This is a genomic window from Polyangium jinanense, from assembly GCF_028435265.1.
In the GTDB taxonomy this organism is placed as follows: domain Bacteria; phylum Myxococcota_A; class Polyangia; order Polyangiales; family Polyangiaceae; genus Polyangium; species Polyangium jinanense.
On sequence record NZ_JAGTJK010000003.1, the window covers coordinates 430,924 to 448,503 of the forward strand.

The 17,580-nt window shown below is 71.6% G+C and carries 9 protein-coding genes; 4 read left to right on the top strand and 5 right to left on the bottom strand.

Annotated features, from left to right (window positions below):
• Window positions 1-14: 14 nt before the first annotated feature.
• Window positions 15-1,010, bottom strand: coding sequence for a zinc-binding dehydrogenase (locus KEG38_RS10405; protein ID WP_272419057.1), 996 nt, complete (start codon window positions 1,008-1,010; stop codon window positions 15-17).
• A complete protein-coding gene (locus tag KEG38_RS10410) occupies window positions 1,007-1,723 on the bottom strand; it encodes a RibD family protein (RefSeq protein WP_272419059.1) in 717 nt (238 codons plus the stop codon). Before KEG38_RS10410 ends, KEG38_RS10405 begins: the two co-directional genes overlap by 4 nt.
• Window positions 1,724-1,824: 101 nt before the next feature.
• Here KEG38_RS10410 and KEG38_RS10415 point away from each other — a divergent pair, with 101 nt between their 5' ends.
• Window positions 1,825-2,424, top strand: a complete 600-nt coding sequence (locus KEG38_RS10415) for a YqgE/AlgH family protein (RefSeq protein ID WP_272419061.1) — start codon at window positions 1,825-1,827, stop codon at window positions 2,422-2,424.
• Window positions 2,425-2,436: 12 nt separating this feature from the next.
• Here KEG38_RS10415 and KEG38_RS10420 read toward each other — a convergent pair whose 3' ends face one another.
• Entirely contained in the window at window positions 2,437-3,369 is a 933-nt protein-coding gene (locus KEG38_RS10420; protein ID WP_272419062.1) for an alpha/beta hydrolase, read from the bottom strand.
• Window positions 3,370-3,558: 189 nt separating this feature from the next.
• Between KEG38_RS10420 and KEG38_RS10425 the strand changes: the two genes are divergently transcribed.
• Entirely contained in the window at window positions 3,559-14,592 is an 11,034-nt protein-coding gene (locus tag KEG38_RS10425) for a tetratricopeptide repeat protein (protein WP_272419064.1), read from the top strand.
• 323 nt (window positions 14,593-14,915) lie between these two features.
• On the top strand, window positions 14,916-15,254 hold the full coding sequence (locus tag KEG38_RS10430) for an HU family DNA-binding protein (RefSeq protein ID WP_153818780.1): 339 nt from the start codon (window positions 14,916-14,918) through the stop codon (window positions 15,252-15,254).
• Between the two features lie 181 nt (window positions 15,255-15,435).
• Here KEG38_RS10430 and KEG38_RS10435 read toward each other — a convergent pair whose 3' ends face one another.
• The gene (locus KEG38_RS10435) at window positions 15,436-16,053 is read right to left on the bottom strand and encodes a hypothetical protein (protein WP_272419067.1); all 618 of its coding nucleotides are present in this window, start codon (window positions 16,051-16,053) and stop codon (window positions 15,436-15,438) included.
• A gap of 124 nt (window positions 16,054-16,177) precedes the next feature.
• Window positions 16,178-16,471 (bottom strand): hypothetical protein, encoded by a 294-nt coding sequence (locus KEG38_RS10440; protein WP_272419069.1) that lies wholly within the window; start codon window positions 16,469-16,471, stop codon window positions 16,178-16,180.
• Window positions 16,472-16,681: 210 nt separating this feature from the next.
• Between KEG38_RS10440 and KEG38_RS10445 the strand changes: the two genes are divergently transcribed.
• Window positions 16,682-17,500, top strand: coding sequence for a hypothetical protein (locus KEG38_RS10445; RefSeq protein ID WP_272419070.1), 819 nt, complete (start codon window positions 16,682-16,684; stop codon window positions 17,498-17,500).
• Window positions 17,501-17,580: the final 80 nt, after the last annotated feature.

A 17,580-nucleotide genomic window follows, 5' to 3' on the forward strand; every position in this document is an offset into this window, starting at 1 on the left:
GCACGTGATGCAGATCAACGCGACGGATCGAGCACACGATGCGGTGGATTCCAGGCGTCGCCGGCAGCGAGCGACGCGTACAGGCGGGGCGCATCGGTGAAGGGAACGAGAGGTCCGACGAGGCGATCGAGGTGTTCGTCGTGGAGCAGTTCGTTCACGACGGAGAAGCGTCGCTCGAAGGTGAAGCGAGCGCGGCGCGCGGGCGGGATCGCGCCGACTTGGCTGGAGCGGATGGTGACGCGGTTCGGGTGGAAGCGGCCGCCGAGGGGCAAGGTGACGCCGTGCTCGCCGTACCAGGAGACGACGAGGATACGCGCTTCGTGCCCGGCAGACGCGACGAGCGCGGCGAGGGCTTCGGGGGAGCCGGAAGCTTCGATCAGGACGTCGGCCTCGGCGACGATCGCGGCGTCGATCGAGGGGAAGGCCGCGGCGCATCCGAGCTCGCGGGCGAGGGAGGCGCGACGTTCGTCCGGGTCGACGCACACGACGCGGCCACCGGCGCGCATGGCGAGCCGCGCGACGAGCTGACCCACGACGCCGAGGCCCACGACGACGACGCGTTCTCCGAGCGCGATTTCCGCATCCCACACGGCATTCAGCGCGGTTTCGAGGTTTGCCGCGAGCGTCGCGCGAGGTGCTGGGATGCCGCCCGGCAAACAGCGGAGGGCTTGTTCGTTTGAGATGAAACGATCGTGGTGCGGGTGGAGCGCGAAGACCGTACGGCCGAGCAGATCGGGCGAGGTGCCAGCGCCGATCGCCTCGACGACGCCGACGGCCGCGTAGCCGTAACTCGTCGGCAAATCGAACGAGCCGCGCTGCGTGGGCAGGGCCATGACGGCGCGGATGTCGGGCGGGACGCGGCCCGTGAGCACGAGCCGCTCGGTGCCAGCGCTGACGCCACACGCGAGCGTACGGACGAGGGCCTCGCGCGGGCCCGGATCGGGGAGGGGTTCGTCACGCAGAACCGCGACGCCAGGGCGCTCGAACCAGATCGCGCGTGCTCGGGTCACGAGGCCACCGCGGTGGGAGCGGGGAGCGAGAGCGGCAAGGGCGGCGCGCCTTCGCGGGCGAGCTCGAGCAGCACGTCGCCGCCGACATGGAGGACGCTGCGGAGCGCGAGGCGCATGGCCTGATCGAGCTTGCGGATGCCGAGATCGCCGACGGCCTCGATGCCCGCGCCGATGACGAGAGGCGCGACGGTGACGACGAGGCGATCGACGAGACCTTCGCGAAGGAAGGACGTGATCACGCCGCGGCCGCCTTCGACGAGGAGCTCGCGCGTGCCGCGCTCCGCGAGGGCGACGAGCAACGCGTCGAGGTGGATGCCTTCGCCGCTTTTTGCGAGAGGGAGCGAGCAACGCTCGACGTGAGACGGGAGCGCCGCACCCGGCGGCTGCCGCGTGACATGCAGCGTGCGTGTCGTCGTGTCGCGGAAGAGCTGCGCGGCGGGAGGCACGCGGCCTCGGGTGTCGAGCACGACACGCAAGGGCTGTTTTCCCGGTACATGTCGTACCGTCAGCCGCGGATCATCGGCGAGCGCCGTGCCGGATCCGACGAGGACTGCGTCTGCGGCGGCGCGCAGGGCGTGGGCGAAGCGCGTGGTCTCCTGGCCGCTGATCCAGCGGGAATCGCCGGTCGCGGTGGCGATGCGCCCGTCGAGGGATTGCGCGAAGTGCATGGTGACCCAGGGCCGTGTGCGAGGTCCTTCCGTGCGGTCGCGCATGGTGCGGAGCCTAGCGTCGCCCATCGCGTGGTGCGAGGCACGCGCGGAGGAGCAAGGTGCGGGCGCCCGCGCGAGCATGAATTCGATTAAGATGAGAACGGATGAAGAAAGCCCAACGCTCGCTCGCGCCCGGGTTCTTGATCGCTTCGCCTCCGCTCGGAGATCCGAACTTCGATCGGACGGTCGTGCTGCTCGCGATGCACAACGAGGACGGCGCGCTCGGGTTCGTGGTGAACCGCGTCGCCCCGATGTCGCTCGGCGAGGTGCTGAAGCTTGCGGGCTACAAAGGTCCCGAGTCGAAGGACGAGGGCCCCGTGTTTCTCGGGGGCCCGGTGGCGCCGACGATGGGCTGGATCCTCTGCGTGGATCCAGGCCTCGACGCGGAGCAGGAGGGCGTGCTCGCGGTGGACGCGCGGATCCGGATCACGTCGCGCCGGATGGCGTTCGACGAGCTCGTACAGGAACGGCTTTCGTTCGCGGGCGCTCCGGATCCGAAGCGGCGGATGGTGATGCTCGGCTACAGCGGCTGGGGGCCCGGGCAACTCGAACGGGAGATCGGGACGGGCGCGTGGTTACCCACGCCGCTCGACGAGGGCGTCCTCTTCGACGTGAATGTCGACGAACGATGGGAGCGCGCCTACGCGCTGCACGGACTCACGCCCGCCGTGATGATGTCGATGCGGAGCGTGGGCGAGGCGTAACACGCCGCGTGTTCAGGGGTTCGGCGCGGACAAACCCCGGAAGCGGCGGTCGTGCCAGCGGAGCATCTCCAGGGTGCCGACCTCGCGGAGCCAAGGTTGGTCGTGGGGTCCGGGCAAGACGATCCCGTCGTGCGGGACTTTGCGCTTCGTGAGCTCGGCGGAGAGAGCGACGTTGGCCGCGCGGAACGGATCCGCGGTACTCGTCTCGACGTGCACGCCGCGCGCGCCGTGGGCGGTGACGATCGAGGCGAGGCGATCGGCATACCCCGGGGCCCGATGTTCGCCGATCGCCGTCTGCACGACACCGAGCGCGCCGAAAGCATCGGGGCGGCGCGAAAAGACTTCGAGCGCGACGTAGCCTCCGAGCGAGCAACCATCGAGGGCCGTGCGAGCGACGTCGGTCGCCACGTGCGCTTCGCGGCGCGCGCGCGGCACGACGACCTCGGCGATCCAGCGCGCGTATCCGTCGAGCGCGGCCTTCGGGTTCGCCGCCTTGTTGACGTTCGGCGTGTAGGGGCAAGCGATCACGAAGCCGCGGAACGGCGCGCGCGTGAGCTCTTCGTTGACCGCGCGGAGATGTTCGTCGGTGAAGTCCAGCCGTTTCGACGTGCGCGCGATGGGCGGACGGCAGAGACGCGCGTACGCCGTCGCGAGTCCGTACCGTTCGAGCCAGGCATAGGCGCCCATGCGCTCGTCACCGGTCTCGCCGAGGCCATGCAAGAGGACGAGGAGCGGCGCCGGGGCCTTCGTGGGATCGAGGCCGCGCGGGATCGAAAGGGTCATGCGTCGGCCGAGCGCGCGATCGCCGGGAAGATCGAGATCGCGCACGTCGAGATCCGGGCCACCGGGATCGTTCGTTCGTTCGGCTTCGGCGCGTCGCGTCGTGCCGAGCGTCCACGCCGCCGCGGAGGCGCCGATCAGGAAGGCACGACGTGTCGTTCGCACGGTGACGCAGCGTAACCCACGCCCCCTGCGCGGGGCCACCCCGGGGGGCGAGTTGGCCGACCGGTCACCCCGGTTCCCGCTGCATTTCGGGATTTTGCCCGCGACCGATTCAGATCAATGCGATCCGTCCGAACGATCCTTGATACGTTCTCCGCCGCGCCGATTTTCCCCGGCGGCTCGGGAAGGGACATGCAGGAATCGAAGACCGGTCGCGCCGTACCGCAGCTGGACACCGTTGCCTCGGCCCTGGAACAGACGATCGAGAACGAGCCCGCGCTCCTGGATTTGCTCGCTCAGGCCCTCGCGAAGGGCGCGAGCCCCGGAGAGCTCTGGGACATGCTCCATCAGGCGGCACATCGCGACAACCGCATCGCCGAGCTCGCCGCTGCCTACGACGCGATTTGCCGCGACCGGAAGATTCGCCTGCTGCAGCCGGCCGCGCAGATCGAGCTGTTGCTCAGCGCCTCGGCGTTCCTCGTCGACTACGCCGGCGACGGCGCGACGGCGCAGCCGCACCTCGAGCGCGTCATGCAGCTCTCGCCGGGCAACGTCGACGCGTTCCAGCGCCTCGAAGCCATCCTGCGCGACCGCGAGGACTGGACGAAGCTCGCCGAGCTGTACACGCAGATGGCGGCGCACCGGCCGGACAAACAGGAGCAACTCGCGTTCCTCCGTGCCGCCGTGCAGATCCTCGCCGCGCTCCCGGGCGAGGAGGACAAGGCGTTCAAGCTCCACCAGCAGATCCTCCGGCTCGACCCGACCGACGCCGACAGCCGCAACGCGATGGCCGAGCGGTTCATCGCCGCGGGCCGCTTTGCCGACGTGGCGAAGCTCTACGAGCAAGCCATCGCCGCCGACCCGCCGCCGGCCGAGGAAGATCTCCTCGCGCTGCGTGAACAGGCCATCGAGCTCTACTCGGTCAGCCTGCACGAGATCGAGAAGGCGCTGCCGCACGCGGAGGAGGTGCTGAAGAAGAACCCCGACAGCGAGCTCGCGTGGCGCACGTGCGAACAGCTCCTCACGCACAAGACGCTCGCCGCGCGCGCCGCCGCCGCCATCGAGAACGTGTTCATGTCGCGCGAGCAGTACGAGGACGCCGCGCGCATGCTGACGATCCAGATCGACAGCGTGCGTGGCCCGCGGAGGCTCGAAGCGCAGAAGCGGCTCGCGGCCTTGCAGTACCAGCACCTCGGCGATCTCGGCGCCGCGTTCACGCTTTACGAGGGCATCCTCACGGTCGATCCGAACGACGACGAGGTGCGCGCGCGGTACCGCTCGATCGGCGCGGCGCTCGATCGCAGGCTCGACGTGACGCGCGTGCTCACGCGCGCGTCGGCCGGCGCGAAGGATCCGCTCGTGCGGGCGAAGATCGCCGCCGACCTCGGCGAGCTCTTCCTGGAGACGGGGGATCCGAAGCGCGCGCGTGCATCGTTCCAGAGCGCCGTGGACGCGGGGCTCGCGGAGGACGCGGGCGTGCGCGCGGCGCGGGCCCTCGTGGATCTATGCGAGCAGGCTTCCGATTGGAGCGCGCTCGCCGCGGCGCTCGATCGTCTGAGCGACATCGAGCCCGAGCCGGACGCGCGCGCGGGCGCGGCCGAGCGGCTCGCGCGACTGCGCGAGGAGACGCTCGGAGATGCACCGGGTGCGATCGCCGCGTACCGGAAGCTCGTCGGTACGTCGCTCGAGAGCGACGCTTTGCCCGCGCTCGAACGCCTCTACGAGGCCGCGGGGGACGAGGTTTCGCTGGCCGATGTCCTCGAACGTCGCGCAGCCCTCGAGACCGACAGGGAAGCCGCGCGTGACCTCGCGTTCCGCGCCGCCGATCTCCGCGCCGCGCGCTCGAACGATCTCGGCGCGGTGCTCGACGGCTGGCGCAGGTTCCTCCAGACGTACGGACCGACGCGCGAGATTCACGCGCGCATCCTGCCCTTGCTCGAACGCGAGCAGCGGTGGGAGGAGCTCGCGCAGACGCTCGACGCCGAGGCGGGCCTCGCGCCGTCGGAGGAGCGCATCGCCATCCTCGCCAAGCTCGCGCAGGTTCGTCTCAGCCGTCTCGCCGACGGCGCGGGCGCGCTCGACGCGTATCGCCAGGCGCTCGACCTCGATCGCTCCGACAAGACGTGCCGTCAGGCCGTGGAGCGTATGCTCGGCAGTGGCGATCATCGGCTCGGCGCGGCCGACGTCCTCGAACCGATCTACCGCGAGGAGGGCGCCGCGCAGGGCCTGCTCAAGATCCTCGAAGTGCGCGGCGACGTCGCGAAGGAGGCCTCCGATCGGCTCGCTGCGCTGCGTGAGGCCGCGCAGCTCGCGGAGGGGGATCTCGGAGACACGAAGCGCGCGTTGCAGTTCGCGGGCCTCGGCTTGCGCATCGCGACGAACGACATGGCCGACGACGTGCCCGAGTGGCTGTCGGTCGTGGAGCGTCTCGCGGGCGACGACGCCGCGCGCCGCGCGGGCATCCTGATCCAGGCCCTCGGCAACCGGAACGTCGATCATCCGGCGATCGCGGAGCTCGCCAAGGCCACGGGCGAGGCGCTCGCGATTTACGGCGACTTCGTCGGCGCGCTCTCCGTGTTCCGGAACGCGCTCGCCTTCGAGCCGTCGTCGCCCGACCTCATCACGCGCATCGACGCCCTGCTGCAGAAGCACGGCAACGCGCAGGAGCGGCTCGCGCTCTACAAGGGCGCGCTCGCCGCGACGACGGATCCGGATCGGCGCCGGCAGATCTTCCACTCGATCGGCACGATCGAGCGTCGCGGTCTGCGTGACCTCGCAGCGGCGGCGGCCACGTACCGTCGCGCGCTGGAAGAGGATGCGGGGGATCGGGGCGCGTACGAGGCGCTGCTCGACGTGCTGGAGGAAGGCTCGGATGCAGAGGGCCTCTACGCGGCGCTCGCCTCCGGCGTGGAGCGCGCGGCCGACGCGGAGGAGCGTGCGGCCATCACGCTCCGCATGGCGAACCTGTCCGCGTCGCGTGGGTGGATCGAGCGCGCACGGCAGCACTACAGGAGCCTGCTTGACGAGGGCACCACGCTCTCGGACGAGACGCTCGATCGGATCGCGGAGCTCGCTCGGAAAGCAGGCGACAACGATCTCTATCGTGTGCTGCTCGAACGGCGCATCTCGACCGCGGACGGCCCGCTCGCCGAGGCGCGCTGGCTCGAACACCTCGCCGCGCTGAAGGCCGAGGCGTTCGGGGACACGGCGGCCGCGATCGAGGACTACCGGCGCGCCGGCGACCTCGCCGACGGCGGTGGAGACGGCGCGCTCGCCGAGCGGCTCTTCGAACGCGTGCTCGCGCTCTCGGCCGACGATCGCGAGGCGGCCGAGCGGCTCGTCGATCTCTATCGGCGCTCCGAGGCGTGGGAAAAGCTGCCCGCGGTTTACGAGGTCCTCTTCCGCACCGCGGCCGACGCCGCGGAGCGCGCGGACAAACTGCTCGCGTTCGAGGACGCCGCCATCCACGCGAAGGCGACGACGCGGTTCGTGGGCGCGGCGGACGCGCTCCTCGCGGACGAGGGCGCGCTCGACGTCGGCCCGCGCGAGGCGCTCCAGGCGGCGCGGGCGCGTGTGCTCGCAGCCGACCCCGATCGCCAGGAGGACGCCGCGGCGGCGTACCGGAGCATGATCCAGGGCGCGTCCGACCCCTGGACCGCGGTCGAAGCGTTCGAGGCGTTCCTCGATCAGAGCCCGCCTGCGCAGGCGCGGCTCGAGGATCGCCGCTGGGTGCTCGGCTTCCGTCTGCAGCGCGCCGAGGGCGATCGTCGCATCGAGGCGCTGCTCGCGTGGGCGGCGGCCGAGGAGAACGTCTTCAAGGATCCGCGCGCGGCCGCGGACCTCTACGCCCGCGTGCTGGAGCAGGATCCGCAGAACGACGCGGCGCTCGCAGCGCGCGGCAGGCTCCTTCTGGACGTCGGCGACGTCGAGGGCGCAGCGGCGATGATGGCCGCGCGTCGTGATCTGCGTGAGGGCGCGGAGCGGACGGCGCTCGAGCTCGAGCTCGCGACGCTTCTGCTCGATCGTCTCGGCCGCGTGGACGAGGCGCTCGCCGCGGTGGAGCCGGTGCTCGAAGCCGAGCCGGGCAACGAGGGTGCGCTCGTGCTCCTCGAGCGTGCGCTCGCGCGGCCCGAGTCCCGCCGGCGCGCAGCCGAGCTGCTGGAGCGCGCCTGCGACACGACGGACGACGAGTCGATCGCGGCGCGGATCCTCAAGCTGCTCATCGCGACGCCCGCGGACGCGAGTGACCTCGTGGATCTCCGCGCGGGTTGGTTCACGCGGCTGCTCGACAGGCCCGGCGCCGCGCCGGAGATCGCCCTCGACCTCGCCGTGCGCGCGGTCGAGGAGCTGCCCTACGACGCCGCGTTGTGGGATCGCGCCGAGCAGCTCGGCCGCGACGCCGATCGGCCCGACCTCGTCGCCGAGGCCTACCGCAAGAAGCTCGAATCCGACTCCGTGCGCGAGCTCGATCCCGACACGCTCGACGACCTCGGGCGGCGCTCGGTCGACTATCACGAGGAGTTCTTCTTCGACGATCAGGACGCCGTCATGAAGCTCCTGCGTCGGGTCGTGGACGTCGCTCCCGACGCGCTCTGGGCGTTCGAGCGCTTGAAGCTCGCGTACAACCAGAACGAGCGCTGGGCGGACCTCTTCTCGCTCTACGACCAGGCCATCGAGCGCACTGACGACAAGTTCGCGCGCGTCGAGCTCCTGGAGGACGCGGCCGAGTCGGCGAAGGACCTCGCAGGCGATCCGGATCGCGCCGTGCAGTACCTGGAGCAGCTCCTGCCGCTCAAGCCGCGCGACAAGAAGATCCGCACCTCGCTCGAGCGGCTCTACGAGCGCCTCGGCCGTCACCGCCCGCTCATCGATCTGCTCTCGCACGAGCTCGCCTCGCTCGACGTCGAGGCGGCGCAGAAGCTCCGCGCGCGGATCGCCACGTTGTGGCTCGACGGCGTCGCCGAGCCCGACGCCGCCTTCCGCGTCGTCGAGGAGATGCTCTCCGTCGAGCCGTCGCGTGCCGAGGCGCTCGACCTCCTGGAGCGGGTCCTCGCCGCCACGGGCTCGGCCGAGCCGCTCTCGATCCGGCCGAGCGCGGAGGCCGAGAACACGGCTCGCCAGCGCGCGGCCGTCGTCCTCGAACGGCGCTACCGCAACGAGGAGCGCCACGAGGACCTCGCGCGCGTGCTCGCCGTCCGCCTCGAAGCCGCGGTCGATCCGACCGCGCGCGGCGCGCTCCTGCGCGAGATCGTCTCCCTGCGCGCCGATGTCCTCGACGACCCGGCGAGCGCGCTGGAGAGCCTCGCCGCGCTCGTCGCGCTGGAGCCCGCCGAGCCGAGCCACCGCGTCGAGCTCGAACGCCTCGCCGCGCGCGTCGATCGCTTCGATCGGCTCGCCGAGGTCCTCGTCACGGTCTCCGAGGGCGCCCCGGGCGCGCTCAAGATCGAACTCCTCTCGCGCGCTTCGGCGATCTACGTCGAGAAGCTCGGCGATCGCGGTCGCGCGATCGATCTCGGCCGGACGATCCTCTCGCTCGAACCGGAGCACCCCGAGCTCGTGGTCGGGCCTGCGCGTGACCTCGAGCGCCTCCTCGCGGAGGAGGGTCGCTCGGCGGAGCGCTGCGAGGTCCTCGAACGGCTCGCGCGCCTCGAAAAGGATCCCGACGCGCGCCGCGCCACATTGCTCGAGGTCGCGCGCATCGCGTCGAGCGAGCTCGGCGACAAACCGCGCGCCATCGCGGCGTATCGCGCTCGCCTCGCGGACGAGCCGCGTGACCTCGACGCGCTCGGCGGCCTTTCGCTCGACCTCGAATCCGAGAGCCGCTTCGGCGAGCTCGCGGAGGTCCTCGAGCGCCGCGCCGAGCTCACCGAGGGGGATGCCGCGCGGCAGGATCTGGTGCGCGTCGCGGCGATCTGCGACCAGGAGCTCCGCGACGTGGCCCGCGCGATCACCGTGTGGGAAGGCGTGCGCGCCCGCTTCGATGCCGACGACGAGAGCTGCGACGCGCTCGCCCGGCTCCTCGAAAAGGCAGCACGCTGGCCCGATCTCGTGGAGTTGCTCCGCACGAGCGCCACGCAGGCCGACGAGGCCGGGACCAACGTCGCCCGCGCGGCGGAGCTCTACCGCCGCCTCGGTGACGTGCAGCGAGATCGCACCGGGCAGTGGGCCGAGGCCGTCGCAAGCTACGAGGCCGCGATTCGTTGCGCCGATCCGGGTGGCCTCGCGCTCTCCGGCCTCGAATCGTTGCTCTCGCTGATCGACCTCGACGACGAGGCGCGTCGGCCCATCCTCGCGGCCGCGGTCCGTGTGCTCACGTCCGCGTATGCGGCCTCGGGCGACTGGCAGCGCACCATCGATCTGCTCGAGCCGCGCCTCGCCGCCGCGACGTCCGCCGCAGATCGTACGGCGATCCTCACGGAGACCGCGTCGCTGCACGAGCACCGCCGGAGCGACCCCTCCGCGGCGTTCGACGCGGTGTGGCGCGCGTTTGCCGCGGTGAAGACGCCCGAGCTCTCGGCCGAGGTCCTGCGCCTCGCCGCGACCGCGGACCGCTGGGCCGACGTGGCCGACGCGTTCCCGGCGATCGAGGCGCAAGGCGATGTCCCACCCGACGTCGCGCGGGCCCTCTGGTGGAGCGTCGCGCTCTGGCACCGCGATCGCCGCGGGGACGCGCGCGCCGCCGAGATCGCCATCGAGCGCGCGCTCACGTACGACCCGACGAACGCCGAGATGCTCGCGGCGCTCGTCGAGCTGCGTCGTCACACGCCCGGCAAGCCCCTCGTCGACGCGCTGCTGCGCCTCAGCGAGGTCTCCGCGGACGCGCTCCCGCTCCACCGCGAGGCCGTCACGGTCGCCAGCGACCACGTGGGCGACCCGAGCCTCGCGAAGAGCATCGCCGAGGCCATGCTTCAGAAGGCCGAAGCGCGCTGGCTCGGCGAGGGCTCGGACCCGCTCAGCGAGGCCGCGACCTTCGCCGCGTGGGCGCTCGACGTCCTCGTGCGCATCTGCCGCGACGAGGGTGACCTCGCGCGTGTCGTCGCGCTTTGCCTCGACGGCGCGAAGCTGCCCTTCGAGTCCTCGCGCCGCCGCTCGCTTCGCCTCGCTGCCGCCGAGATTTCCGACGCGCAGCCGGCGATCGCGATCTACGAGGAGCTCTTCGGCGAGGATCCGACCGACGAGCTCGTCGGCTCGCGCCTCGAAGAGCTCTATCGCAAGGAGGGGCGCCGCGCCGAGCTCCTCACCCTGCGCGAGCGCCAGATCTCCGTGACCGACGACGTCCTCGCGCGCGTCGATCTGCGCGTCGACCTCGCGTTCCTGCTCGTCGAGTCGGGCGACGCGGATCGCGCGATCGGGTCGCTCCGCAAGAACCTCGAAGAGAGCCCCTCGCACGCGCCCACCGTCGACAAACTCGCCGAGCTCTTCGGCGAGCGTGGTGATCACGGCGCACTCGCGGCGCTCTGGGAGGATCAGGCGGCGCGACGCGAGGCCGATCGCGACACGGCGGCGGCCGCCGAGCTGTGGCGACGGGCCGCCATCATCGCCGAGACGCGCGTCGGGGATCTCCCCCGCGCGATCAGCGATTACCGCCGTGCCGCGCGGTACCGCGACATGGCCTCGCTCGACGCGCTCGCGCGCCTCTTCACGGCGCGCGGCGATCACGCGGCCGCCGCGGAGGTCCTCGAGACCATCTGCACGGACGCGCCGGCCGACGCCTCGCCGCACCCGGTCCTGCGCCTCGCCGAGGCCTACATCGCCTCGGGCGAGCCCGCGCTCGCGCAGCAGCGCCTCGAAGAGGCACAAGGCCGCGTCGCCGACCCGGCGCCGCTTCGTGCTCGCCTCTCCGTCCTCTACCGCGAGGCGGAGGCGTGGGGCCCGCTCGCCGAGCTCATCGCCATCGAGGCCGCGCACACCGAGAACGCCGCGAAGCGCACGGCCCTCCTTCGCGAGGCCGCCGATCTGCACTTCTCGAAGCGGAACAAGCCGGAGGCGGCCGTCCCGCTGCTCGAGCAGGCGGCACAGCTCACGCCCGACGATCGCGCGATCAAGCTCTCGCTCTGCGACGCGCTGAGCGCCGCGGGTCGTTCGGACGAGGCCTCGAACATCCTTCGCCAGATCATCGACGCGTACGGCAGCCGTCGGCCGAAGGACCGCGCGATCGTGCACTACTACCTGGCGCGGGTCTTCCTGTCGTCGGGGGATCGCAAGGCCGCGCTCGCCGAGCTCGACGTCGCGCTCAAGATCGACCCGACGCACCCGGAGATCCTGCTCGCGCTCGCGCGCCTGTCCTTCGACGAGGGCCAGTTCGATCGGGCGCAGCGCACGTACCGCTCGCTGCTCATGATGGTGCGGCGCCTGCGCGACGAGCAGGGCACGCCCGCCGTCACGCGCACCGAGGTGCTCATCGCGCTCGCCGAGATCGCCGATCGCCAGGGCGATCCCGATCGCTCGGCCGAGCACGTGGAGTCCGCGTTCGAGGCCTCGCGCGAGAGCCCGGACGAGGCCGATCGCCTCGTGCGCGCCCTCCGCGGCCGTCAGAACCACGCGCTCCTCGCGCGCGCGCTCGAGCTCCGGCTCGAGGGCGCGGGCGGCGACGCGGCGGCCACGGCGCCCGTCCTCGCCGAGCTCGCCTCGCTCTACGAGCAGCACCTCGGCCGCGCCGAGGACGCGCTCTCGCTATGGCTGCGCGCGCTCGCCGTGCGGCCGACCTCCGCGGACGCGCATCGCTCGGCGCTCGGGCTTGCTCGCCGCCTCGGCGCGGTCGAGAGGTACCTCGACGCTCTGCGTAAACTCGTCGCCGCGACGACCGTCGATCCTCCGCTCGTCGACCTCCTCCTCCACCTCGGTCGTGCGCTCTCCGGCGAGGGGGGCGACGCGGCCCAGGCGGACGAGGCGTTCCGGCGCGCCGAGGCGCTCTTGCTGGAGCGGCCGGGCGATCGCCGGATCCACGAGGTCTGGCGCGCGCTTGAAGCCTCCTGCGAGCAGCGCGGTGATCGCGAGGGGCAGATCGCTCTGCTCGAAAAGCGGATCGCTGCCGCGAGCGAGAGCGCTCCGCCGGCCGAGCTGGCCGATGGCCTCTACCGCCTCGCCGAGCTCGCGCTGCGCGAGCCCGGCGGCGCGGCGCGCGGCGTGCCCGCGCTCGAGCGTGCTCTCTCGCTCGACGCGTCGCCCGATCGTGCCGAGGCGATCTTCCGCCTCGGCCTTCAGCGCGAGGAGAACGCGGCCCTGATCGCCCCGGTCTTCGAGCGCTTCGCGCGCAAGCACGAGCGCCCCCGTGCGCTCGTCGACGCGCTCGTCCTGCTCGCGCCCGAGCGCGGGGCCGACCTCTACCGCGAGGCCGTCTCCGTCGCCGAGGGGCTCGGGGACACGGCGCTCGTCGAGTCCGTCCTGCGGCGCGCGCTCACCCGCGAGGAGGGCGTCGCCGATACCTCGGACGACCTCTGGGCCCTCGTCGCGCTCGCCAAGGTGCGCGCCGCGGCCGAGGACTGGGCCGAGGCGCGTGCCCTCGAAGAGCGCGCCGCGCGCGTGTCCGCCCCCGGCGATGAGCGAGGCCACCTGCTCGCGGCCGCGTCGATCGCTCGCGACAAACTCGGCGACCTCGCCGGAGCCGCGCGGCTTTATGCCGAGCTCTTCGAGCGTGAGCCTGCCGATCGCGACCTCTGGGGTCCGCTCGCCGATCTCTACCGGAGCCTCGGCGAGGACGAGTCCCTCGGTCGCCTCATCGAGCAGGTCGTCCCGCTGCTCGAGACGGTCGAGGATCGCTCGCGCATGCGCCTCGAACGCGCGCGCCTCGCGCAGAAGCGTGAAGGCGGCGCCGACGAGGCGATCTCGGCCCTCACGGAGTTGCTCGACGACGATCCCGCGAACGAGGAGGCGGCGACGCTGCTCTCCGACTTGCTTTCGGCCGCGGGTCGCTTCGAGGATCTCGCCTCGCTCCTCGAGCGTCGCATCGACCTCGCCAAGGATCGCGAGGACACGGTGGGCGTCGCGTCGCTCTCGATGCGGCTCGGCGCGCTGCTCGAACAGCAAGGCGAGTCCGCCCGCGCCCGCGACGCCTACCACGGCATCCTCGACTGGGACGCGACGAATCTGGACGCGCTGCGCTCCATCGTGCGCATCTGCGAGAAGGCCGAGGATCCCTCGGAGCTCGCGGACGCCCTCGAAAAACTCCTCGGCGCCGAGAAGGGCGAGGCTGCGGAAGCCACGGCGCAGCGGCTCGCCGCGATCCGCGCCGAGCAGGGCGACGAGGACGGCGTGGATCGCGCGCTCGAAGCGGGTTACCGGGCGTTCCAGACGAGCACCGTCCTCGGCGTCAAGCTGAAGGAGCGCTTCGAGTCGCGGGAGGATTTCCGCAAGGTCGCGGACGTCTACCAGATCGAGGCCGAGGGCCGGACCTCGAAGGAAGACCGCGTCGGTTGCCTCCGCAAGGCCGCCGCGATCCTCCGCGACAAGGAGCAGGATCTCCCGGGCGCCATCGAGATCCTGAAGCGCGCGCTCGATATCGACCCGCTCGATCGCGCCCTCGTCGCCGAGCTCGTTGGGGCTCAAAGCGAGATGGGTGATCACCAGCTCGCGGCGGCCTCGATCGCTTCGGCGGCGGCGAACGTCGAGGGCGTGGCCGCGGTCGAGCTCCTGCTCCACGCAGCGCGCCTGCTCCTCGCGACGCCCGAGGGCGCGAGCGCTGCGGTCGAGCTCGTCGAGGATGCGCGTCGCCGGCAGCCGGACGCGTGGGAGCCCGTCATCGTGCTCGCCGAGGCGTACGTCGCGGCGGGTCGCGTCGACGAGGCGCGCCCGCTCGCCACGAACGCCGTCGCCGCGTACGAGGGCCGTCGGTCGAGGACGCTCGCGGCTGCGCACCGCGCGCTCGCGCACGTCGAGCGCGCGTCGGGCAACGACGACGCCGCGTTCGAGCAGCTCTCGAAGGCGTTCGACAACGACGCGGCCAGCGCCGAGATCGCGCTCGAGCTTGGTCAATTCGCGGTCGATCGTGGCGAGCACGACGTCGCTTCGCGCGCGCTTCGTGCGGTCACGATGATGAAGATCACGACGCCGGGCTCGGCCGAGGGCACGACGTCGCGAGGCCGCGCGCTCGCGTATTTCCACCTCGGAAGGCTCGCGGTTGCGCAGGGGGATCGCGGCAAGGCGCGCCTCCTCGTCGAGAAGGCTCTCGCCGAGGACGCGAACCTCGACGCCGCGCGTGACCTCGCGGACGAGCTCGCGAGCGGCTGATCCGGCTCATTTTCCGCCCTTCTGGAACCGCGCGCCGCACACCCCCGCGGCGCGCGCCCTCCTCCTCCTTCATCCCCGCTGCTGCGCCGAACTCTCGCCGAGGCCTGTTTTCAGGCGGTTTTCGGGCCTTTTTGTGGTCCTTCTCCTCGGCTGCTCGCCCCTCTTTCGGCCGGTTCACCGCCTGGTAGAGCGACTCTCCGCGGCGAAATCGCTATTTCCCCCCGAAGATTTCGCTTTTTTCGCGACGCACGCCGTGTATGGTTCACCCGAGCTGAGCGCGCGGCGAGGGGTCGCGCGCGACGCGGAGCTCGGAGGAATTTGCAATGGCGACCAAGAAGAGTGCTGGGGGCGGGGCGAAGAAGTCGTTGAGCAAGAGCGCTCTGATCCAGGCGATCACGGAGGCTGCTGGGGACGAGATCTCCCGCAAGCAGGTCAAGAGTGTGCTCGAGTCTCTGGTCACGGTCGGGCACCGTGAGCTGAAGAAGTCGGGCGTCTTCACGCTGCCGGGCTTCGCGAAGTTCCGGGTGGTGAAGCGGCCGGCGACGAAGGCACGCCAGGGCATCAACCCCTTCACCAAGCAGCCGATGACCTTCCCGGCCAAGCCCGCCAGCAAGTCGGTGCGTGCGCGCCCGATCAAGGCGATCAAGGACGCTCTCGCCTGATAAACCGCTGCTCCCCGTCGCGGCAGCAGCGCGCGACGAACGGCCCTCGCGATGCGCGTGGGCCGTTCGTTTTTTGTGCGCTCGAAAAACGAGCCCGCGAACCTTGGGGCTCCAACCATTCGCCGGGCCGACGCGCGGCGCGGCCCTCACCCGATGGAGAGCCGCGCCGCCGCGGGACGCTTCACTTCTTCTTCTTGTAGACCTGGATGGCCACGGGCCCCGTGCCCGTCTTCGCCGTCGCGTTGACCTTCACCATCGCCGGCACCGGCCACGGCCACGCGTAGCAGCTCGTCTTCTGGCCGATCGACGCCGATGCACCCGCCTCCTGATCCACCGCGAGCGTCGGGTTTGCCGCGAGCGCGCCGAGCTGCGCCGGCAGCGCCGTCGCCATGTCGAGCGTCAGCGCCAGGTTGAGCTCCGTCACGCCGCCCGCGCCCTGCCCGATCACCGTGTAACAGAAGCCCGGCTCGAGCATCATCGTCGGCGTCGAGGCCGTCTGCCCCTCGGGCACCACCATGCAGAGCTGCCCACCTTCGGGCTTCATGCCGGGCGCCTCCACCTTCCCGCGCCCCTCCACCATCGTCGTCAGCGCCAGCGACTGCACCGAATCACACGCCGCGACCGTCGGCGGGGGCGGGGGAGGCGGGGGAGGCGGGGGCGGCGGCGGGGGCATGAAGCCGGCATCCGGACCCGGCTGCGGCGGCGTCTCGGGCTCGCTGCCGCAGCCCGCCGACATCACCACGACCATCATCGACACGGCCGCCGCAGCGGCCCCCATGCACACCATCGAACGCGTCATCGGACCCTCCTCGAGGCTCGAGGGGCGCAAGAGGTGCGCCGCGCGAGACAGAGTCGCGCTCATACACCCGAAGCCTACGCGGGGCCACAATCGATGAGGCCGCTCGGGGCGGCTTCCGCCTCGGTCATCGCACGGGGACGCCGAGCTCCTCCATCTCTCGCTGGATGCAGATGCGGGCCACGATGAGCGCGCGGGCTCGGAGCGACGCGTCGAGGTGCGCGGCCGTGTTCGCGTCGTCGAGCGCCTCGCGCAGCATGCCGCGCTCGAGGTTCGCGATGGCCCGACACAGGTGGTACTCGGCGCGCTCCGCCGCGATCCCCATCCCCGCGCCTGGCTTGAGCTCTTCGTCCAGGAACCAGCGCCCGAACGTTCCGGGCGGAACGTCCGTCCCCTTCGACCCCCCGCTCCTGTCGCTCATGAACAAGTATTTAAAGTTACTTTGCTGAGGCGGGCAGGGGCCTGGTGCGCGGCGGGCGAGGGAGCGTGGGGACGAAAAACGGCTTTGGCCGATCCGCTGTTGCTTGACGCCCGTCCAATCCGTCGGGAAGGCAGTCGTAAGTTTCACGGGCTGCCCGCGTTGATTGATAGGGTAGGACCCAGCATTCGCCCGACTCCCGAGGAGGTCGCCTTGAATCGAACCATCGTCATCTCGTCCGCGCTGCTCGTCGCGCTCGCGCTTGCGACCGGCTGCGAGAAGTCCGACGACTCTCAGCCGGCCCAGACGGCCGCAAACCAGCAGAACCCCTACCAGCAGCAGCAGTATCCGCAGGGGCAATACCCGCAGGGGCAGTACCCGCAGGGGCAGTACCCGCAGGGCCAGTACCCGCAGGGGCAGTACCCGCAGCAGCAGCCGTATCCGCAGCAGCAGCCGTACCCGCAGCAACAGCCGTACCCGCAGCAGCAGCCGGCGCCTCAGCAGCCGGCCCCGCAGGGCACGACGCAGCAGCCGGGCGGCTTCCAGTTCCCCACGATCCCCGGCTTCCCCGCCCCGGGCGGCACCACGACGACGGGCGGCACGACCCAGACGAGCAGCGGCGCGCAGGCGCAGCGCATCGACCCGAACCTCGCCGGCGCGGCCACCTTGCCGCTCACGGCGTTCGCCCAGCAGTCGGCCCCGGGCATGCAGCGCGACGGCAACGTCGCCGCGGCGAACTTCTCCGAGGGCAGCATCCTCGAGGAGCCCGTCAACCTCCAGCCGGGCAAGTGCTACACGGTGCTCGCCGTCGGCGCGGGGCCGAGCGAGGTCGACATCCAGCTCGTCGCCACGACGCCCGTGCCCGGCATGAGCCCGGTCCTCGCGCAGGACAGCGGCAGCGGCCAGCAGGCCTCGCTCGGCGGCGGCGGCAATTGCTACAAGTGGCCGTGGCCGATGGCGGGGCAGGCCAAGTACGTCATCAAGGCGACGCGTGGATCGGGCGTCATCGCGGCGCAGCTCTACTCGAAGTGAAATGACGTAGCCTCGGATCGAGGCGAAAAGCGCGGGGGCGCGGCTCGACGGATCGAGCGGCGCCCCCGTGGTGTTTTGTG